General features: G+C 58.5%; 8 protein-coding genes. 2 read left to right on the forward strand and 6 right to left on the reverse strand.

What is annotated here, in order from left to right; translation table 11 throughout:
- Positions 1-5: 5 nt before the first annotated feature.
- From ACVBEG_RS23675 to ACVBEG_RS23685, 3 genes are read right to left on the reverse strand one after another with little or no spacing between them, the layout of a single operon-like run.
- The gene (locus ACVBEG_RS23675; protein ID WP_447108355.1) at positions 6-2,102 is read right to left on the reverse strand and encodes a site-2 protease family protein; all 2,097 of its coding nucleotides are present in this window, start codon (positions 2,100-2,102) and stop codon (positions 6-8) included.
- The gene (locus tag ACVBEG_RS23680) at positions 2,103-3,422 is read right to left on the reverse strand and encodes an efflux RND transporter periplasmic adaptor subunit (RefSeq protein WP_322218810.1); all 1,320 of its coding nucleotides are present in this window, start codon (positions 3,420-3,422) and stop codon (positions 2,103-2,105) included.
- Positions 3,419-4,201: an efflux RND transporter periplasmic adaptor subunit gene (locus ACVBEG_RS23685; protein ID WP_322177232.1), complete on the reverse strand. Its 783-nt coding sequence runs from the start codon at positions 4,199-4,201 to the stop codon at positions 3,419-3,421. Before ACVBEG_RS23685 ends, ACVBEG_RS23680 begins: the two co-directional genes overlap by 4 nt.
- 178 nt (positions 4,202-4,379) lie before the next feature.
- Between ACVBEG_RS23685 and ACVBEG_RS23690 the strand changes: the two genes are divergently transcribed.
- Entirely contained in the window at positions 4,380-5,387 is a 1,008-nt protein-coding gene (locus tag ACVBEG_RS23690) for an aldo/keto reductase (RefSeq protein WP_322177231.1), read from the forward strand.
- 33 nt (positions 5,388-5,420) lie between these two features.
- On the opposite strand, the gene ACVBEG_RS23695 is transcribed toward ACVBEG_RS23690, so the two are convergent.
- The 3 genes from ACVBEG_RS23695 to ACVBEG_RS23705 are packed head-to-tail and all read right to left on the reverse strand — an operon-like array spanning position 5,421 to position 10,334.
- On the reverse strand, positions 5,421-6,797 hold the full coding sequence (locus ACVBEG_RS23695) for an HlyD family type I secretion periplasmic adaptor subunit (RefSeq protein ID WP_447108356.1): 1,377 nt from the start codon (positions 6,795-6,797) through the stop codon (positions 5,421-5,423).
- Positions 6,787-8,940 carry a type I secretion system permease/ATPase gene (locus ACVBEG_RS23700; RefSeq protein WP_322218803.1) on the reverse strand — a complete coding sequence of 718 codons (2,154 nt, stop codon included), beginning with the start codon at positions 8,938-8,940 and terminating at the stop codon, positions 6,787-6,789. The genes ACVBEG_RS23695 and ACVBEG_RS23700 overlap by 11 nt, the downstream gene beginning before the upstream one ends.
- A gap of 47 nt (positions 8,941-8,987) precedes the next feature.
- Entirely contained in the window at positions 8,988-10,334 is a 1,347-nt protein-coding gene (locus tag ACVBEG_RS23705; protein ID WP_322177228.1) for a TolC family outer membrane protein, read from the reverse strand.
- A gap of 562 nt (positions 10,335-10,896) precedes the next feature.
- On the opposite strand from ACVBEG_RS23705, the gene ACVBEG_RS23710 reads away from it, so the two are divergent.
- Positions 10,897-22,680, forward strand: coding sequence for a retention module-containing protein (locus ACVBEG_RS23710; protein ID WP_447108357.1), 11,784 nt, complete (start codon positions 10,897-10,899; stop codon positions 22,678-22,680).
- Positions 22,681-22,765 lie beyond the last annotated feature (85 nt).

The raw sequence follows: 22,765 nt of genomic DNA on the forward strand, positions 1-22,765 counted from the left end.
TATTCTTAGAAGCCGCTTTCCCGCACGCCCAATGCCGCCAATCGACGCCAGGCATTACCCAGCAGCGACTCACTGCGACCCTGCAACACCACCAAGCCACGCAGAGGCTTATTCGGCGTAAGCGTGGGTTGCAGAATGCTTAATCGTGCGCCGTATTGCGCTTGCACAGGTTCGGCGCGGTGGCTTTCATCGCGGCGCACGGCAATCGGCCCATGGTGATCGGAGGTCAGGGCTTCCAGATCCAGATAGTTCACGCCGTTGGCGTCCACTTCCAGGAGCGCCACAGGGATAGCCCGGCGCATCGGATCATCGGGAATAAAACGCCCCTCAGCGCCCGGCGCAACACGCCACAACGCTTCCTCAGCCAGATAGCCTCGCAGCCGGACACCGTCCTCCACCACGCGCGCCAATGGCAGCTTGGTCGATACCCAACGCCCGACGCTCAGTTCTGGTAACAGATCACGCACCTGTCCGGCCTGCGGCGCACGCACCAGCAGACGCTCACGCTGCGCCACCAGTCCACGGTATTGAGCCACCGCTTCAGCCAGCCGCTGCTCCAAGATGCCCACATCGGCCACCGTTTCACTACGTCCGGCCTGACGCCGTAATTGCAGCTGCAGAATATCTATCTCCCGACGCACGATGGTCTGGCGCGAGTCCAGATCCGGCGACTCCAGCTCGATCAAAACCGCCCCTGCCTCGATGCGCTGCCCGTCCTGCACGTTCACTCGTTTGACCCGCGCCGCGATAGGCGTGTGCAGCGCACTGACACGTCCGGCTTCAAGCATCGCCGGCAACTCGACACTGCTGCGCCATGGCAATACCAGTACGGCAATAACTGCCAGCAAACCCAGCAAACTGAACAGGGCGCGAGCGTTATGGGCGTATTCGCGACTTTTCCACCAGATGCGCATTTCTTTCCAAATCGGCAGGAAGATGAACCACACCAACTCGACCATCATCAGGAAGATGCCGAGCAGCTTGAAGAACAGGTGATAGACCGCCAGCGCGATGCCAAAGAACAACGCTGCGCGCCACAGCCAGGAGAAATACCCCCACAACAACAGTCGACGTTGCATGGCGGGAGACCACGGCTCCGGTGCCGGTTGCTGATAACCGAACAGGACCTCACGCAAGCGCCAGCGGCACAGAGCGAAGGCGCGACCTTGCAGGTTGTCCACCTGCCACAAATCACTGAGCAGAAAATAACCATCAAAGCGCATGAATGGGTTGAGGTTCACCGCCAGCGTGGTCAGCCAGGTCGCACTGGCCAGCATGAACGCAGCGGTACGCGCCGGGCCGTCGGGCAGCAGTGACCAGACCAGCAAGGCGATGCAGGCCAAGACCAACTCAGCCAGCACGCCACCCGCGCCAATGAGCAGCCGTGAACGGCGATCATTGACCCGCCAGGCATCGCTGACATCGGTATAAAACAACGGCAGCATAACCATGAATGCCACGCCCATGCTTTGTACCCGGCAACCGGCACGCTTGGCCATGAATGCATGACCGAATTCGTGACACAGTTTGGCGAAAAATAACGCGATGCCGAACGCCATCGCGCCGCCGAGACTGAACAAATGCGGAAACGTCGACAGAAAACGGTCCCAATCACGCGCCACCAGAAACACGCCAGTTCCCAGGGTGAGGGGTAAGCCATAGCGCAGCAGACGCGAGCCATAACGTTCGAGCCACGGCCAGACGCGATTGAGGAAAGCATCGGGGCGCCACAGCGGGATTCGGAAAAACAGGTATTGATGCAGCAGCATCTGCCAAACGCCCTGACGCTGGGCGGCCGCCTTGCGCATATAACTGTCGCGCTGCTCCTGATCCAGTGCGGCAATCAGGTCATGGGCGCGCAGAAAGCTCAGCAGCTCGTCAAGCTCATGCCCGACCAATGGAAGACCAGGTTCCTGATTGGCAGCAGCCAAAACTTTGCTGGCATCACCCAGCGACCAATGGCGCAGCAAGCGAATTGCCGCCGCACCGAGCTTGAAGTAACGCCCACGCACCGGGTCAGCCAGGGTCCAGCGTGGCGAACCGTCCAGCGCCGGGGCAGCCGCCGACAGCTGCAAATCCGCTCGCAGCGCGGGCACGTTCATTTAAAGGCCTACGCTCTGACGCAACGCTGCCAGAGGACGACGCAGCAGATAGAGCCCCACTGGCGCGCGCTCACCGAAGAGTTTGGCGGTGCCACGCAAACCAATTCGCGGCGGCGCTTCGCTGAAGCTCGCGTCCAGCCGGTAGGCCAATTGCCCCGCAGCGGTAGGTTGTGCCTCGTAAGCCGCACGTTCCAGAGTTGCCTCATAGCGGTGCAAAGGATCGCTGTCGAGAAAGAGTGCCACCTTTGCACCAGGCTCAAGCTCAATGGCATCGCCAACCGCCAGTTCGATACGCAGCTCCGCTTGGGTCGGGTCGGCAATATCCAGGAGGCGCTCGCCCGTCTGCACCGGTTTTCCGGTCCAGCGCTCTGCGTCAGCAAATACCGCGATGCCGTCACGTTCGGCCCGCACTTCACTGCGTTTGAGCAACTCACGCGCGTAATCACGCTCGGCGCGCTTTTGTTCGGCGCGCGCCGCCAGCAGGTCGATGCGCGAGCTGGATTCGGCATCAGCGAAGGCCCGCTGTGCGTTGGCCTTGAGCTCCGCTTCGGCCACACCCAAGGTCCGCTCAGCAACATCTGCCTGCGCTTTGAGCGTGGTACTTTCGAAGCGCAGCAACAGGTCGCCAGTTTTTACCGGCTGGTTGGGCTTGACCAAGAACTCGGCGATCACTCCGTCCAGCGGTGCCGCCACCACGCGGCCACCCAATGGCACCACTTCGGCGGGTGCGAGCACCGATTGACGCACAGGTATCAACAGACACAGCAACAACACCCCGACCAACGCCAGCTGCTTTTTCCCGGACCAATGCAAACGCCACGGCTTGCGCGGTTGCAACGCCAGCCAGGCGTGACTGTAGGTGTCGCCCAACCGCGCCAGAAGCATTTGCTCAGGCTGTGTCCAGGCTTGTTCGCGGGCCAACCACAACCCACCAAATACCAGGCCTTTGCGATCAAGCAAGGGGAGCCAGAACACTTGGGTCGCCGACAGCGCCTGCACCTCCGCCTGGTCCTGCCCACCCAGCTGTTCGATGGCGACAGAACCCGGCTGGTTTAACTGATTTTTTTTGAACAGGTCTGCCACAGCGTGCTCGACGAAGGCGACAAAGGGCGCATTGGGTTCAACCATGCTGACGCCCGTCACTGCGCGCACCTTGCCAGCGATCAACAGCGCTGCGTGACGAAAACTGAACAGGGCCTGACCGTCATTGACCAGGCTGTAGGCCAGTTGATCGATATCTTTGGCGGCGCGGGTCTGACGCTCCAGATCGAGAAATTGCGCGAAAACCCGTTCGGCTATGCCTGGCGCCGCAGCGTTCACTTGGCGGACGCCAGATGCGCGGTACCACTCATGCCCGCCAGCAGGCCCTTGACGTCAGTCAGCGAGGCGACCAGCAACAGCGTTTGGCTACCCTCATCGATGCGCGCACCCAATCGCTTGACCGTTGCGGTCAGTGGCTGACCAGTTTCATCGGGGGTAAAGCTGAAGGTTTGCCCAGGCTTGAGTCGTGACATCCAGCGCGACGGCACCAACAGGTGAATTTCCAGGGTGCGGTTGTCGACAATTTCCATCAGCGGCGCGCCAGCCGAAACGCTTTCATAGCGCTGCGCCTTGCGTAGCACTACTTGACCATCATATGGCGCGACCACGCTACAGCGCTTGACCTGAACCTGATAGACCTGCGCTTGAGCCTGCACTTCAGCCAGTTTGGCTTCGGCTCGCGCCACTTCGAAACGGCCAACGGAGTTGAGCGAGGCCAGTTGTTTGTTGTGCGCCAACTCTTCACTGGCGCCGCGAATGCCTGCCTGGGCGGCATTGAGCTGGGCCTGATAAGCGGCACAGTCGAAGCGCGCCAGGGTATCGCCCTTGTTGAAGGCCTCGCCTTCGCTGAACGGCATGTCGACGATTCGCCCGGACAATTCGCTGGCAAGCACCGCCTGATCACGAGCCCGCAAGACGCCACGGGCTTCGCCGGTGGTCACGGTCTGCGCGCTGGGGGGAGCACTGTCCAACAATGGATCATTCGATTGGGAAGTGTCTGCCTGTGCCAAGCCAGCAAGACAGGCAAATCCGTAAGCCCAACAACGCAAGTGGCGCATAGCCTTTACTCCCGACTAAAGGCGGCAGTCTACGGTAGCGGTGCTGGCCGTCAAGGGTGTCGAATGGCCCAGAGCCATTCATAAATACCCTGCATTTGTAATGGACCGCGACGTGGCGAGGTTCTATGTTTGGAAACATTCTGTTTTTCCCTTCCACTCATTGAAAAGGATATCGAGCATGACTTATCGCATTCTTGGCCAATCCGGCCTGCGGGTTTCTACGTTGACTCTCGGCTCCATGATGTTCGGCGAGCAGACCAGTACTGAAGAGTCCCTGCGCATCATCGACAAGGCCTGGGATCAGGGCGTCAATTTCATCGATACGGCGGATGTTTATGGCGGTGGGCGCTCCGAGGAAATAGTCGGGGAGGCCATCGCATCACGGCGCAATGACTGGGTAGTAGCGACCAAGGTGGGCTATGGTCCCGCCAAGGGTGCGCCCAACTCCAGCGGGCTGAGCCGCAAACATATTTTCAATGGCATCGAGGCCAGCCTGAACCGGCTGGGCACCGATTACGTGGACATTTATTACCTGCACCGCGAAGACCACGATACGCCGCTGGAGGTGACGGTGTCGGCCATCGGCGACCTGCTGCGCCAAGGCAAGATTCGCTATTGGGGCCTATCCAACTATCGCGGCTGGCGCATCGCAGAAGTCGTGAATATCGCCCAGCGCATGGGGGTGGACAAGCCCGTGATCAGTCAGCCGCTGTACAACATCACCAACCGAATGGCCGAGATTGAGCAAATCACCGCTGCGGCTTTTCATGGTTTGGGCGTGGTGCCTTACAGCCCTCTGGCGCGCGGTGTGCTCAGCGGCAAATACGCTCCAGACGTCACCCCCGACAGCAGCACCCGCGCAGGGCGCCAGGACAAACGCATCCTGGAAACCGAATGGCGGGTCGAGTCTCTGCGTATCGCGCAGAAAATTCAGGAGTACACCCAGGCCAAAGGCGTCGGCATCGTCGAGTTCGCCATCGCCTGGGTACTGAACAACCAGGCCGTCACTTCCGCGATTGTCGGGCCGCGTACCGAGCAACAGTGGGATGGCTACATCAAAGCCATGGACGTGAAAATCACTGCCGAAGACGAAGCATTCATTGATTCGCTGGTAACACCGGGGCACTCGTCTACACCGGGTTACAACGATATCGCGCATTTTGTTTCGGGCCGGGTGGTGCGTTGATGGGTTGATGTTTTTTCGGTGACTGACGCACGGCTACCGCTCGTGCATCGCTTCAGCGCGTGCTTTAAGCACGGGTTTTAGCAGGTAGCTGAGGATGCTTTTCTTGCCAGTGATGATGTCGACCGAAGCAATCATGCCGGGGATGATGAGCAACGGGTGCTCATCGGTCCCCAAGTGGCTGCGATCAGTGCGCAGTTTGATGACATAGAAGGTGTTCTTCTTCTCTTCATCCTGGATAGTGTCGGCGCCGATCTGTTCAAGCTTGCCTTTCATCCCACCATAGATGGTGTAGTCGTAGGCCGTGAATTTGATCATTGCCTCTTGACCCGGGTGCAGGAAGGCGATGTCTTGCGGGCGAATGCGCGCCTCAATCAGCAGGGTGTCGTCGAGCGGAACGATCTCGGCCAGATCGCTGCCTGGCTGGATGACGCCGCCCACGGTATTGACCAACATTTGCTTGACGATGCCACGAACCGGCGAGGTCACCATGGTGCGATTGACCCGGTCTTCCAGGCCTTTAGCCGTGGACTGGGCCTTGCTCAGGTCAGTGCGGGCCTCGTTCAGCTGGGTCAACGCTTCGCTACGGAACCTGCCACGGGTCTCGTCGATTTTGCGCTGCACCTCATTGATCGCCGCCTGTGCCCGAGGAATGGCCAGCGTGGTGCCATCGAGCTGACCACGGGTTTCCACTTCCGAACGCTTGAGGCGCAAGACTTCAACAGGCGAAACAGCGCCCTGTTTGACCAACGGTTCGGACATGCCGATCTCTTGGCGTAACAGGCTCAGGCTGTTGCGGTACTGCTCCTGCTTGGAACTGAACTCGCGCAACTCTTGCTGGCGCTGGATCAGTTGCTGCTGCAAACCGCCTATCTCGTCAGCCAGTTGCTGGCGACGGCTCAGGTACAGCGACTCTTCGTTGGCCGCCTGATTAGGTACTGCCTTGCGCGCTGCAGGGGTGATGTTCAACAGCCGGTCGTCCACTACCGCACTCAAGCGCTCTACGCGCAGCTCCATCGACACCCGATCAGCCTCGGTCTCGCCTACGTTAGAGGCAAAACGCGTGTCGTCCAGACGCACCAACGGCGCGCCGGCTTCGACGATCTGGCCTTCGTGAACATAGATTTGAGCAACGATACCGCCCTCAAGGTTCTGGATTTTCTGGATCTTGGAGGATGGAATCGCCTTGCCTTCACCCTTGGTCACTTCATCAATGATCGCAAAGTGTGCCCATAAAAGAAGAAAGACGAAAAACGCGATGATCCCCCAAATGGTCAGCCGGACGATGCGCGGGGCATCGTCGATCAGGGCCTTTTCGACCTCTGGCATCGGTTGCCCGTCGAGGGAGTCAGACCCCTTGAAGTAACCAAAAATTGCGTCTTTGAAGCGGCCTGGACCGGACTTAAGCAACACTGATCTGCCCCTTCTTCAACGCTTCCATGACGGCGGCTTTAGGACCGTCGGCGAGAATCTGCCCGCGGTCGATTACCAGCAAGCGATCAACCAGGCTGAGCAGTGAGGCGCGGTGTGTGACAAGAATCACGGTCTTGTTCTCGATGACGGCTTGCAGGCGCTGTTTCAAGCGCTCCTCGCCGGTGTTGTCCATGGCGCTGGTCGGTTCGTCCAGCAATAGAATCGGCGGGCTGAGCAGCAATGCGCGAGCCAGCGCAACGTTCTGCCGCTGGCCACCGGAAAGGTTCTGGCCGCGCTCGCCGACTTGAAGTTCATAGCCTTGCGGGTGCAACCGGGCGAACTCATGCACACCGGCCAGCTCTGCTGCTTGCAGCACCATTTCGTCGTCAACGTAGCGAGCGCCCGATACCAGATTGTCGCGCAAGGTACCTGCCAACAACTGAATGTCCTGCGCCACATAACCAATGTTGTGGCGCAGCTCACTCACGTCAATCTGGCGAATGTCGACGCCGTCTACCATCAAGGCGCCAGAATCAGGCTGGTACAACCCGACCAACAATTTCGCCAGGGAGCTTTTGCCCGAGCCGCTACGGCCAATGATGCCGATTTTTTCGCCGGGGCGAACCACCAGATTGATGCCCTGCAAGGCAAGCGTCTGCTGGTTGGGATACGTAAAGTTCAGGTTGCGAAACTCCATGGCCCCCTGCAAGACCTGACGGCTGAACGGGCGCTCGTCGAAATTGCGCTCTTGCGGCAGCTCCATCATCTGATCCACGGAAACCATGGTGACCTTGGCCTGTTGGTAGCGGGTCAACAAGCCCGACAGCTGCGCCAAAGGCCCCAAGGCACGGCCACTGAGCATGTAGCAAGCCACCAGTCCGCCCATGCTGAGGTTGCCGGCAATAATCTCGTAAACACCGAAAATGATCATCGCCACGCCAGCGAGTTGCTGGATCAGCAAGGTGATGTTCATGGCCAGACCAGACAGAACCTTGACCCGCAGCTCAAGGCGGCTGAGGGTGCCGATAGTTTGCTCCCACTGATACTGGCGCTCACTTTCGGCGTTGTTGACCTTCACCGCATCCAGACCGGCGAGGGTCTCGATCAGGCTCGACTGGCGTTCGGCACCCAGCGCCATGGTGCGTTCCAGGGTTGCCGTTAACGGCTTCTGCAAAAAGTGACCGATACCCAACGCCAACGGAAACGCGACGATGGGAATCCACACAAGGTTTCCGCCCAGCAGAGCGATCACCAGCAGAATGATGAGGGTGAACGGCAGGTCGATCAGGCTGGTCAGGGTCAGCGAGGTCAGAAAGTCACGCATGCCCTGAAACTCGTGGATGTTCTGGGCAAAGCTGCCCACACGAGCAGGGCGAAACTTCATGGACATGCCGACAATGCGCTCGAACAGCGTTGCCGAAATGATCAGGTCAGTCTTCTTGCCTGCCAGGTCCAGGCACAGGCTGCGCAGCCCCTTAAGCAACAAGTCGAAAAGGTAAGCGCCGCAGATACCGGCGGCCAGCACCCATAAGGTCGTGGTTGCCTGATTGGGCACGACGCGGTCGTAGACGTTCATCACGAACAACGGCGCGGCCAACGCAATCAAGTTGATTACCAGGCTGGCGGCAATCGCGTCGGCGTACAGCCAGCGCGAGCGTTTGAGTGTGTCGCGAAACCAGGAGCGCGCCCGAGGAATGAGCGAGCCCTTGGTCACGTCGAATTTATGCTGCGGTTGGGCAAAGAACACCCGACCGCTGTAATCCTCAGTCAGCACATCACGGCCGACGTGTACCTCGCCACCGTCGCTTTCGCTCAGCAGCAGGCGCGCAGTATCACCCTCCCAACCCAACAAAACCGCGCAACGCGCGTCCTTGAGCAACAACATGGCGGGTAAGGCAATGGAAGGAATCTGCTCAAGACGACGCTGCAGCAGACGCCCCTGCAAACCGGCTCGCGCCGCCGCACGGGGTAGCAAGTCGGCACTCAACCGCTGCGACGGCAACGGCAGGCCGGTGGTCAACATCGCCCGGCTGGCTGGCTTGTGATGTAGAGAGCAAAGTGTCAGCAGGCCGTCCAGCAACGGGTCATCATGCTGGCTGCGAGGATCATGGCTGAGTTGAACTGCACTTAATTCCGAATCCACGCTGACACTCTCTTTTAAGCAATTGAATGACCTGACTCAGTCAAGAATCAGTTCATGCCTGGCAGGTTTACCGACGGTTTCATATCGTTTTGCACAACTGACGCCATCGGCGCTACGACACCCTGACTTTTAAGCAACTGACCCATGTCGGCCTTGATGCGGTACTGAGTGTAAAGCTGCTGGTTCTTGATTTGCACAAGACGCTGCTGAGCGGTGAACAATTCGTTCTCGCTGTCGAGCAAGTCAAGCAGGGTGCGCTCTCCCAAACTGAACTGCTGCTGGTAGGCAACACGCACACTGTTGCTGCGGTCAACGTATTGCTGGGCAATCGGCAATTGCGCGTTGGCGTTGTTGTAGGCGTTCCAGGCCAGGCCGACTTCTTCATTCAACTGGCGCAGTGCGTTGTTGCGGATGTCCAGCGCCTGATTGGCCTGGTAGGACTTGGATTCAAGGTCCGCTTTGTTGCTGCCACCCGAATACAGGTTAAACCGCATGCGCACCATCGCTTCCCAGCTATTGTTATGGCCTTGTTCGCCGCCAATATTATTGTCGGCAGTGCGGCCAAGCTCCGCATCGAAACGTGGGTAGAAATTCGACTTCGCGGCCTGATATTGCTTCTCGGCGGCGGCAATGTCTGACTCAGCAGAGCGCAGAACAGGACTGTTCTCGATCATCTGCTGGCGCGCTTCGTTCAAATTTGCCGGCATCAAGGCGATAAAGCCTTGTGGCGGGCTCAGTTGATCGGGCATTTCGCCGACGGCGCTGAGGTAGTTGGTCTGAGCATCAGCCAAGTTGGCCTGCTCGGTCAGTAAGTTGTTTCGTGCCTGAGCCAGTCGCGCTTCGGCCTGGTCCATGTCAGCCATTCTCCCGACGCCACGCGTTGTACGCAACCTGATCTGATCGAAGATCCGTTCGTGGCTTTTCAAGTTATCTTCAGCCAAACGCACCATCTCGCGGCGGGTCAGAACGTCCAGATAAACTTGTGCAACGGTCAGCGCTGTACGCTCAGACGTATTCAACAACGCATAGGCACGAGAGTTGACGGTGGCTTGCTGACGACCTACTTCACTGCTGGTGGCAAAGCCATCAAACAGCATCTGTTGCATACGTACGCTGGACTCCCCTCGGTTCATGGTGTCCCAGCCGTTAGTGTTAACACGTGAGCTCGGAGAGTCAGAACCTTCCCGCCCGTAACCGGCCAATACATCTACACGCGGCAAATAGCCACCCTTTGCAGCCCGTAAATTGTAGTCAGCAGCAAGGCGGCTATTAACTCCAGCCTGGACTTCTGGATGAACGTCCAAGGCCTTCTGCATGGCCTCTGGCAGACTTTGTGCCTGGACGAAACTGGCGGTCAGAGCGAAAGGAAGAGCCTTAAAGAAGTACGCACGCATGTAAATTATATCCCGAGGACTTTCTGGTTTCAAAACACAGCAAAAACCGACCGCTGCATCGGAAAAATGGCAATCAAATGGACCGTTGTCGGAATGTTCTGAATAGGAACTGGATCACACAACAGAAAGCCGCGTTGCCATTTAAATATCAATGTGACATTACGAAGCGGATTGTTTAGGATGGCGCCGAATAGGTCAATAGTTTGGCAGAAAGTTAATTTTTGCAACAGTGAGCGCTAGTAAATTGACGCCAAATATACACTAAACGTTATTGAACATAGTTGAACATAGTTGAACACTTCAGTGCTGCGTGTTGCGACGCGACATATAAAACATACGCTGATAATTTGACGCCAAATATGCGTCGAACATAGTTGGACAGTTCAGTATTGCAGGTTACAACGCAACGTAAAAACACACGCTAATAACTTGACGTCAAACATACACCAAACGCTATTGAATATAATTGAACACTTAAGTACTCCACGTTACGAAGCGGCATATAAAAAAGCCGGTCGGCATAATGGATACCCACTGACGGTAAAACCGGAGAGTCCCCCAAATGAGCAGTGTTGTTGCCATCGTCAAAAGCATTGTTGGCCAAGTAATCGCAGTTTCCCCTGAAGGGATTCGTCGTGTGCTCATCGAAGGGGATCGGCTGTTTGCCGGGGAGCAAGCACTGACGGGGCCTGAAGGTGCCGTGACGCTTGAACTCGCGGACGGCCGCAGCATTGATCTGGGCCGTGACACGCAGTGGAGTGCCGATGCACCGGACTCAGCCACCAACCTAGCGGAAGCTACCGCGCAAGCCGCGCCTTCGGTTGCAGAGTTGCAGCAGGCCATCGCCGCCGGTGCTGACCCGACGCAAGACTTTGAAGCGGCTGCCGCTGGCCCGACCCCAGCAGGCGCTGGTGGTGCTGCCGGTGGCGGCCATAGTTTTGTCGTGCTGGATGCCACGGCAGGTGTGGTCAACCCTACAATCGGTTTTCCCACTGCAGGCATTGGCTTTTCTACCCTGTCGACCACCCAAAACGCTGGCGCCGTGGATACCAGCGCACCTCTGCGCGCCTCGACCTTGACCGTGACCGCCACCCCGACCTTGACCGAAGCTGGCGGTACGTTGGTATACACCGCGACCGTAACCCAGGCGCCACTGACCGACCTGACCATTACCTTGTCCAATGGCCAGACCATCGTGATCGCTGGCGGCCAGACCACGGGCAGTAGCTCCCTCCAGATCCAGGACCACAACACGCCTTACATAGATCCAAGCCAGATATCGACCACAGTGACCGGCACCACCGGCGGGGGGGGCCTGGTACTGACCATCGACCCGACGCCCGCAGTAACGCAGATCACCGACACCATCGACAAAACCGCCGTCACCTTGACCGCGTCCGACACCGTGGCCGAAGGCGGCAGCATCAACTACACCGTTTCGGTCGCCAATGCACCGAAGACCGACCTGATCCTGACCTTGTCCAATGGTGATCAAGTCACCATCAAGGCCAACGCCACGTCAGCCACCTTTACGGTGGCCGCACCGGCAGATGACGTCTACAAAGACGCCGGCCCGACCACCCTGAGCGTAACCGGGGTTGCCGATGGTAAAGACGGTCAGCTGGAAGGCCTCGATCTGAGCAAGGCCTCGGCAACGGTCAACGTCACTGACACGATCAACACCACGGCCGTTACCTTGACCGCTGACAGTTCGGTGGCCGAAGGCGGCAGCATCAACTACACCGTTTCGGTCGCCAATGCACCGAAGACCGACCTGGTCCTGACCTTGTCCAATGGTGATCAAGTCACCATCAAGGCCAACGCCACGTCAGCCACCTTTACGGTGGCCGCACCGGCAGATGACGTCTACAAAGACGCCGGCCCGACCACCCTGAGCGTAACCGGGGTTGCCGATGGTAAAGACGGTCAGCTGGAAGGCCTCGATCTGAGCAAGGCCTCGGCAACGGTCAACGTCACTGACACGATCAACACCACGGCCGTTACCTTGACCGCTGACAGTTCGGTGGCCGAAGGCGGCAGCATCAACTACACCGTTTCGGTCGCCAATGCACCGAAGACCGACCTGGTCCTGACCTTGTCCAATGGTGATCAAGTCACCATCAAGGCCAACGCCACGTCAGCCACCTTTACGGTGGCCGCACCGGCAGATGACGTCTACAAGGACGCCGGCCCGACCACCCTGAAAGTCACCGGGATCGCCGATGGCCAGGACGGTCAACTGGAAGCCCTGGACCTGAGTAAGGCCTCGGCAACGGTCAACGTCACTGACACGATCAACCCCACGGCCGTTACCTTGACCGCGTCCGACGCCGTGGCCGAAGGCGGCACGATCCACTACACCGTTTCGGTGGCCAACGCACCGAAATCCGACCTGGTCCTGACCTTGTCCAACGGTGATAACGTCACCATCAAGGCCAACGCCACGTCAGCCACCTTTACGGTGGCTGCACCGGCAGATGACGTCTACAAAGACGCCGGCCCGACCACCCTGAGCGTAACCGGGGTTGCCGATGGTAAAGACGGTCAGCTGGAAGGCCTCGACCTGAGCAAGGCCTCGGCAACCACGGCGGTTACCGACACCATCAACCCCACCGCCGTCACCTTGACGGCGTCCGACACCGTGGCCGAAGGCGGCAGCATCAGCTACACCGTCTCGGTGGCCAATGCGCCGAAATCCGATCTGGTCCTGACCTTGTCCAACGGTGATAACGTCACCATCAAGGCTAACGCCACGTCAGCCACCTTTACGGTTGCCGCACCGGCAGACGACGTCTACAAGGACGCCGGCCCAACCACCCTGAAAGTCACCGGGATCGCCGATGGCCAGGACGGTCAACTGGAAGCCCTGGACCTGAGTAAGGCCTCGGCAACGGTCAACGTCACTGACACGATCAACCCCACCGCCGTCACCTTGACGGCGTCCGACACCGTGGCCGAAGGCGGCAGCATCAGCTACACCGTCTCGGTGGCCAATGCGCCGAAATCCGATCTGGTCCTGACCTTGTCCAACGGTGATAACGTCACCATCAAGGCCAACGCCACATCAGCCAGTTTCACCGCTGCCGCGCCGGCAGACGACGTCTACAAGGATGCCGGTCCGACCACCCTGAGTGTGACCGGGGTGTCCAACGGTAAAGACGGTCAGCTGGAAGGTCTCGATCTGAGCAAGGCTTCGGCAACCACGGCTGTTACCGACACCATTAACAAAACGGCGGTCACCTTGACCGCTGATAGTTCGGTGGCCGAAGGCGGCACGATCCACTACACCGTCTCGGTGGCCAATGCACCGAAGACTGACCTGGTTCTGACCCTGTCCAACGGTGATAACGTCACCATCAAGGCCAACGCCACGTCAGCCACCTTTACGGTTGCCGCACCGGCAGACGACGTCTACAAGGACGCCGGCCCGACCACCCTGAAAGTCACCGGGATCGCCGATGGCCAGGACGGTCAACTGGAAGCCCTGGACCTGAGTAAGGCCTCGGCAACGGTCAACGTCACTGACACGATCAACCCCACGGCCGTTACCTTGACCGCGTCCGACGCCGTGGCCGAAGGCGGCACGATCCACTACACCGTTTCGGTGGCCAACGCACCGAAATCCGACCTGGTCCTGACCTTGTCCAACGGTGATAACGTCACCATCAAGGCCAACGCCACGTCAGCCACCTTTACGGTTGCCGCACCGGCAGACGACGTCTACAAGGACGCCGGCCCGACCACCCTGAAAGTCACCGGGATCGCCGATGGCCAGGACGGTCAACTGGAAGCCCTGGACCTGAGTAAGGCTTCGGCAACCACGGCGGTTACCGACACCATCAACCCCACCGCCGTCACCTTGACGGCGTCCGACACCGTGGCCGAAGGCGGCAGCATCAGCTACACCGTCTCGGTGGCCAATGCGCCGAAATCCGATCTGGTCCTGACCTTGTCCAACGGTGATAACGTCACCATCAAGGCCAACGCCACGTCAGCCACCTTTACGGTGGCCGCACCGGCAGATGACGTCTACAAAGACGCCGGCCCGACCACCCTGAGCGTAACCGGGGTTGCCGATGGTAAAGACGGTCAGCTGGAAGGCCTCGATCTGAGCAAGGCCTCGGCAACGGTCAACGTCACTGACACGATCAACACCACCGCCGTCACCTTGACCGCTGACAGCTCGGTGGCCGAAGGCGGCACGATCCACTACACCGTCTCGGTGGCCAACGCACCGAAGACTGACCTGGTTCTGACCCTGTCCAACGGTGATAACGTCACCATCAAGGCTAACGCCACATCAGCCAGTTTCACCGCTGCCGCGCCGGCAGACGACGTCTACAAGGATGCCGGTCCGACCACCCTGAGCGTGACCGGGGTGTCCAACGGTAAAGACGGTCAGCTGGAAGGTCTCGATCTGAGCAAGGCTTCGGCAACCACGGCGGTTACCGACACCATTAACAAAACGGCGGTCACCTTGACCGCTGATAGTTCGGTGGCCGAAGGCGGCACGATTCACTACACCGTCTCGGTGGCCAATGCACCGAAGTCCGACCTGGTCCTGACCCTGTCCAATGGTGATAACGTCACCATCAAGGCCAACGCCACATCAGCCAGTTTCACCGCTGCCGCGCCGGCAGACGACGTCTACAAGGATGCCGGTCCGACCACCCTGAGTGTAACCGGGGTGTCCAACGGTAAAGACGGTCAGCTGGAAGGTCTCGATCTGAGCAAGGCTTCGGCAACCACGGCTGTTACCGACACCATTAACAAAACGGCGGTCACCTTGACCGCTGACAGTTCGGTGGCCGAAGGCGGCACGATTCACTACACCGTTTCGGTGGCCAATGCACCGAAGTCCGACCTGGTCCTGACCCTGTCCAATGGTGATAACGTCACCATCAAGGCCAACGCCACATCAGCTACCTTTACGGCTGCCGCACCGGCAGACGACGTCTATAAAGATGCTGGCCCAACCACCCTGAGCGTGACCGGGGTGTCCAACGGTAAAGACGGTCAGCTGGAAGGTCTCGATCTGAGCAAGGCTTCGGCAACCACGGCTGTTACCGACACCATTAACAAAACGGCGGTCACCTTGACCGCTGACAGTTCGGTGGCCGAAGGCGGCACGATTCACTACACCGTTTCGGTCGCCAATGCGCCAAAATCCGACCTGGTCCTGACCTTGTCCAATGGTGATCAAGTCACCATCAAGGCCAACGCCACGTCAGCCAGTTTCACCGCTGCCGCACCGGCAGACGACGTCTACAAGGACGCTGGTCCGACCACCCTGAGCGTGACCGGGGTGTCCAACGGCAAAGACGGCCAACTGGAAGGTCTCGACCTGAGCAAGGCTTCGGCAACCACGGCTGTTACTGACACCATTAACAAAACGGCGGTCACCTTGACCGCTGACAGTTCGGTGGCCGAAGGCGGCACGATTCACTACACCGTTTCGGTCGCCAATGCGCCAAAATCCGACCTGGTCCTGACCTTGTCCAATGGTGATAACGTCACCATCAAGGCCAACGCCACGTCAGCCAGTTTCACCGCTGCCGCACCGGCAGATGACGTCTACAAAGACGCTGGTCCGACCACCCTGAGCGTGACCGGGGTGTCCAACGGTAAAGACGGTCAGCTGGAAGGTCTCGATCTGAGCAAGGCTTCGGCAACCACGGCGGTTACCGACACCATTAACAAAACGGCGGTCACCTTGACCGCTGATAGTTCGGTGGCCGAAGGCGGCACGATTCACTACACCGTCTCGGTGGCCAATGCACCGAAGTCCGACCTGGTCCTGACCCTGTCCAATGGTGATAACGTCACCATCAAGGCCAACGCCACATCAGCTACCTTTACGGCTGCCGCACCGGCAGACGACGTCTATAAAGATGCTGGCCCAACCACCCTGAGCGTGACCGGGGTGTCCAACGGTAAAGACGGTCAGCTGGAAGGTCTCGATCTGAGCAAGGCTTCGGCAACCACGGCTGTTACCGACACCATTAACAAAACGGCGGTCACCTTGACCGCTGACAGTTCGGTGGCCGAAGGCGGCACGATTCACTACACCGTTTCGGTGGCCAATGCGCCAAAATCCGACCTGGTCCTGACCTTGTCCAATGGTGATCAAGTCACCATCAAGGCCAACGCCACGTCAGCCAGTTTCACCGCTGCCGCACCGGCAGACGACGTCTACAAGGACGCTGGTCCGACCACCCTGAGCGTGACCGGGGTGTCCAACGGCAAAGACGGCCAACTGGAAGGCCTCGACCTGAGCAAGGCTTCGGCAACCACGGCTGTTACTGACACCATTAACAAAACGGCGGTCACCTTGACCGCTGACAGTTCGGTGGCCGAAGGCGGCACGATTCACTACACCGTTTCGGTCGCCAATGCGCCAAAATCCGACCTGGTCCTGACCTTGTCCAATGGTGATAACGTCACCATCAAGGCCAACGCCACGTCAGCCAGTTTCACCGCTGCCGCACCGGCAGATGACGTCTACAAAGACGCTGGTCCGACCACCCTGAGCGTGACCGGGGTGTCCAACGGCAAAGACGGCCAACTGGAAGGCCTCGACCTGAGCAAGGCTTCGGCAACCACGGCTGTTACCGACACCATTAACAAAACGGCGGTCACCTTGACCGCTGATAGTTCGGTGGCCGAAGGCGGCACGATTCACTACACCGTTTCGGTCGCCAATGCACCGAAGACCGACCTGGTCCTGACCTTGTCCAACGGTGATAACGTCACCATCAAGGCCAACGCCACGTCAGCCACCTTTACGGTGGCCGCACCGGCAGACGACGTCTACAAGGACGCCGGCCCGACCACCCTGAAAGTCACCGGGATCGCCGATGGCCAGGACGGTCAACTGGAAGCCCTGGACCTGAGTAAGGCTTCGGCAACCACGGCGGTTACCGACACCATCAACCCCACCGCCGTCACCTTGACGGCGTCCGACACCGTGGCCGAAGGCGGCAGCATCAGCTACACCGTCTCGGTGGCCAATGCGCCGAAATCCGATCTGGTCCTGACCTTGTCCAACGGTGATAACGTCACCATCAAGGCCAACGCCACGTCAGCCACCTTTACGGTGGCCGCACCGGCAGATGACGTCTACAAAGACGCCGGCCCGACCACCCTGAGCGTAACCGGGGTTGCCGATGGTAAAGACGGTCAGCTGGAAGGCCTCGATCTGAGCAAGGCCTCGGCAACGGTCAACGTCACTGACACGATCAACACCACCGCCGTCACCTTGACCGCTGACAGCTCGGTGGCCGAAGGCGGCACGATCCACTACACCGTCTCGGTGGCCAACGCACCGAAGACTGACCTGGTTCTGACCCTGTCCAACGGTGATAACGTCACCATCAAGGCTAACGCCACATCAGCCAGTTTCACCGCTGCCGCGCCGGCAGACGACGTCTACAAGGATGCCGGTCCGACCACCCTGAGCGTGACCGGGGTGTCCAACGGTAAAGACGGTCAGCTGGAAGGTCTCGATCTGAGCAAGGCTTCGGCAACCACGGCGGTTACCGACACCATTAACAAAACGGCGGTCACCTTGACCGCTGATAGTTCGGTGGCCGAAGGCGGCACGATTCACTACACCGTCTCGGTGGCCAATGCACCGAAGTCCGACCTGGTCCTGACCCTGTCCAATGGTGATAACGTCACCATCAAGGCCAACGCCACATCAGCCAGTTTCACCGCTGCCGCGCCGGCAGACGACGTCTACAAGGATGCCGGTCCGACCACCCTGAGCGTGACCGGGGTGTCCAACGGCAAAGACGGCCAACTGGAAGGCCTCGACCTGAGCAAGGCTTCGGCAACCACGGCTGTTACTGACACCATTAACAAAACGGCGGTCACCTTGACCGCTGACAGTTCGGTGGCCGAAGGCGGCACGATTCACTACACCGTTTCGGTCGCCAATGCGCCAAAATCCGACCTGGTCCTGACCTTGTCCAATGGTGATAACGTCACCATCAAGGCCAACGCCACGTCAGCCAGTTTCACCGCTGCCGCACCGGCAGATGACGTCTACAAAGACGCTGGTCCGACCACCCTGAGCGTGACCGGGGTGTCCAACGGCAAAGACGGCCAACTGGAAGGCCTCGACCTGAGCAAGGCTTCGGCAACCACGGCTGTTACCGACACCATTAACAAAACGGCGGTCACCTTGACCGCTGACAGTTCGGTGGCCGAAGGCGGCACGATTCACTACACCGTTTCGGTGGCCAATGCACCGAAGTCCGACCTGGTCCTGACCCTGTCCAATGGTGATAACGTCACCATCAAGGCCAACGCCACATCAGCTACCTTTACGGCTGCCGCACCGGCAGACGACGTCTATAAAGATGCTGGCCCAACCACCCTGAGCGTGACCGGGGTGTCCAACGGTAAAGACGGTCAGCTGGAAGGTCTCGATCTGAGCAAGGCTTCGGCAACCACGGCTGTTACCGACACCATTAACAAAACGGCGGTCACCTTGACCGCTGACAGTTCGGTGGCCGAAGGCGGCACGATTCACTACACCGTTTCGGTCGCCAATGCGCCAAAATCCGACCTGGTCCTGACCTTGTCCAATGGTGATCAAGTCACCATCAAGGCCAACGCCACGTCAGCCAGTTTCACCGCTGCCGCACCGGCAGATGACGTCTACAAAGACGCTGGTCCGACCACCCTGAGCGTGACCGGGGTGTCCAACGGCAAAGACGGCCAACTGGAAGGCCTGGACCTGAGCAAGGCTTCGGCAACCACGGCTGTTACCGACACCATTAACACCACCGCCGTTACCTTGACCGCGTCCGACACCGTGGCCGAAGGCGGCACGATTCACTACACCGTTTCGGTGGCCAATGCACCGAAGTCCGACCTGGTCCTGACCCTGTCCAATGGTGATAACGTCACCATCAAGGCCAACGCCACATCAGCCAGTTTCACCGCTGCCGCGCCGGCAGACGACGTCTACAAGGATGCCGGTCCGACCACCCTGAGTGTGACCGGGGTGTCCAACGGTAAAGACGGTCAGCTGGAAGGTCTCGATCTGAGCAAGGCTTCGGCAACCACGGCTGTTACTGACACCATCGACACCACCACTGTCAATTTCACCGCTGGGTCAACACAAGTGACAGAAGGCGCTACTGCCCACTACACGCTGACATTGAGCAACACGCCAACAGCAGATGTAACGGTCAAGCTTAGCTACACCGGCACCGCCACCAATGGCAGTGACTTCAGTGGCGTAACCACGGTGATCATCAAAGCCAACCAGACAACAGCGCTGCTCGACATCAAAGCCCTCACCGATGGGCTTGTAGAGGGCACCGAGAAGTTCACAGTCAAAATCGACTCGGCCACGGGTGGCAACTTCGAAAGCTTGGTGCCTGGCGCCAACAACAGCGTTACTACGAGCATCGTGGACGCGGATGCTCCGGTTTCAGCTGGCGGGAAGGCCACTGGCACCGAAGATCAGACGTTGACTCTGACGTGGGATAACTTCGGCGTTGCAAACCCGGTCAACGCAACAGCCGTTCCGAGCATCATCATTACCACGCTTCCGGGCAGCGGTACGTTGCTGCTCAACGGTGTTGCCGTCATTGCAAATCAGGTCATCAGCAAAGACGACATTGTCCAAAACAAGCTGACCTTTGTGCCGCTCAGCAATGAGTCGGGTATAGACAGCTTTGGCGGAACCGGTGTCGGTAACAAGCAAGCCGACTACGCGCAGATTCAGTTCAAACCGACCCTTGAGGGTGTAACGGGTACCGTGGCAACCCTGAAAGTCGATATCACTCCCGTTGCCGATCAGCCGAGCCTGGCGCTTGGCAGTGCAGTGATCAGCTCAACCGGACTGGTAAAGGACGTATGGGTTAATACCCTGACCGGTATGTCTGGTAGCGGCAGCGGCGCAACGGAGTCGATGATCAAGTTGGGCTTCAATACCACCATTACTCCCACCACACACACCGATACATCGATCACAAAGTCGACGGGAGATGTTGCAGTAGGTACCGCCACTAAAATTTCCGGACTTGTCTACCTGGAAGCTGGCAAGGTTTACAGCTTCGGCGGTACGGCCGATGACAGCTTGCTGATCACCATCGGCGGTAAGACGGTAGCCAACGCGGCGTGGGGCATCAACTCTGGGGCTATTTCCTCCAGCCAATACACGCCAACGGCAACCGGCTTCTACACGCTGGATATTTACCACTACAACCAGGACAACGTTGGAAACTACACCATCAATCTGACGGTAAACGGCGTGACCTCGGAGCTGAACAGCGCCAATGCATTGCTTTACCGTAACGTGAGCGATCTGACCAATGCAGGCCTGACCGTTTCCAGCCTGAACGAGGTGAATGGCGTCATCGGCGAGGGTTACTACGCAGGCTACGAACTCAACCACGGCGTAGGAAATACTGCGATCAAACTCAGTTCTGTCAGCGCGACGTATACCGATAACGACGGCTCAGAAACTCACATCACCACGATGTCCGGCGCACCTGCTGGCTCGGTATTGAGTGATGCGAATGGCCATAGCGTTATGGTGACCGATGCAACCACCAAGGTCGATGTCAGCAGCCTGGACCTGAGCAGCCTAAGCATCAAAACGCCGGATTACTACAGCGGTAAATTCACGTTGACCGTTACCGCGACCGCTACGGAAACTGCCAACCTGGACACCAAGACCGACGTCGTGAATATCTCCGTTACTGTGGATAAGGGGGATTACAAAAGCACCACCGGCCATGCAGGGACCGACACAATCAATGGTACGGTTGCCAACGATGTCATCGTCGGTGATATCAGCGGCACCAAAATCGTTGCTGGGCAGAACTACAACATTGCCATCATGCTCGACAGCTCGGGCAGCATGAGCAGCACAGCTATCACGAACGCGAAGACTGCTCTGACCTCCCTGTTCAATGACTTGCAAAGCAAGGTCGGCGGCAGCAACGGGGTCGTCAAGATATTCCTGGCCGATTTTGACAGCACCGTCCACAACTACGTCTCGGTGAACCTTGCAGACCCGGGTGCTCTCAAGCAGCTGCAAACGGTGATCGACTCCATTAGCAGTGGCGGTGCTACTAACTATGAGGACGTGTTCAAGCTGACCACCCAGTGGTTCGCCAGCGATATGGCGAAAAGTAACGCCAGTGCTCAAAACCTTACCTTCTTCATCACCGATGGGCAGCCTACCTATCACCTTGTGACTGGCGACGCCGCTAACACTTTCTTGGTGCACAACAATAGCAACAACAACTCTGTCAGCCTTGCCGACACAATGACGAGTTTTCACACCGGTACTGCAATCATGGCGGACGTCGGTGGCGTGAGTCGTACGCTGATCAGCGCCACAGGCGAAGTTTTCAGCTGGTCGAAAAGCGGCAACACGTGGACTCAGGACACCATTGGTGTGCTGCACAGCACTGATAGCACGGGTCATCTGATATACGAAGCTGTCGCGGGGGCTGGCGACTCGACCGATTACGCAACCAACACCGATTCGATGGCCAGCTATGCGGCATTAGCCAAGGTTTCAGTGGTCGAAGCCATTGGTATAACCAACGGTATCACTAGCGCCCTAAACAGTTATGACTCCGACAACACGGCGCATACCTCGATTGATGCAGCAGACCTTTCCGCCAAGATTGCTGCAACTACCTCAGCTATCGCGCCAGGTAATGACGTTATTAATGGCGGCGATGGCAATGACATCCTGTTCGGCGACATGATCACCTTCGGCACTGCGCAAGGTACTGCCGCGCTCAAAGCATTTGCCGAGAGCAAAGGCGCTGTCATCGCGGATGATCAAGCTCTGCATCAGTACATTACCGGGCACCTGAACGATGTCACCGCACTGGCAAATAGCTCGAACACTACAGGTTTGGCAGATGGCAGCGACACTCTACTCGGCGGTGCCGGTAACGATATCTTGTTCGGCCAGGGCGGCAACGACACCCTGACCGGCGGCAAGGGTAACGACATATTGATTGGTGGCGCTGGCGCAGATACCTTTGTCTGGCTCAAGGGTGATACCAATACCGGTACCGGTGTCGACGTGATCAAGGATTTCAGTACTGCACAAGGCGACAAACTTGACCTGCGCGATCTGCTGCAGGGAGAGACTGATGCGACCCTGACGAACTTCCTGAAAATCACCAACGACGGTACCAATACAACGTTGGACATCAGTAGCGCTGGCAAGCTGAACGCTACTGGCGGCGTCGCCAACGCCGACGTGCATATCAAGGTTGAAGGGGTGACTTGGAACAACGATATGATCAAGTCTCTGGTGGCCGGTACCGACACAACCATCAAGTATGACCACAGCTGATTAAGCCCGCCCGCGATGATGTAGAGTCTGAACTAACATCATCGCGGGCAGCGCCCTTCTGTTGTTTCGGGCGGGACTTACATTT

The sequence above is a fragment of the Pseudomonas sp. GG8 genome, from assembly GCF_052976945.1.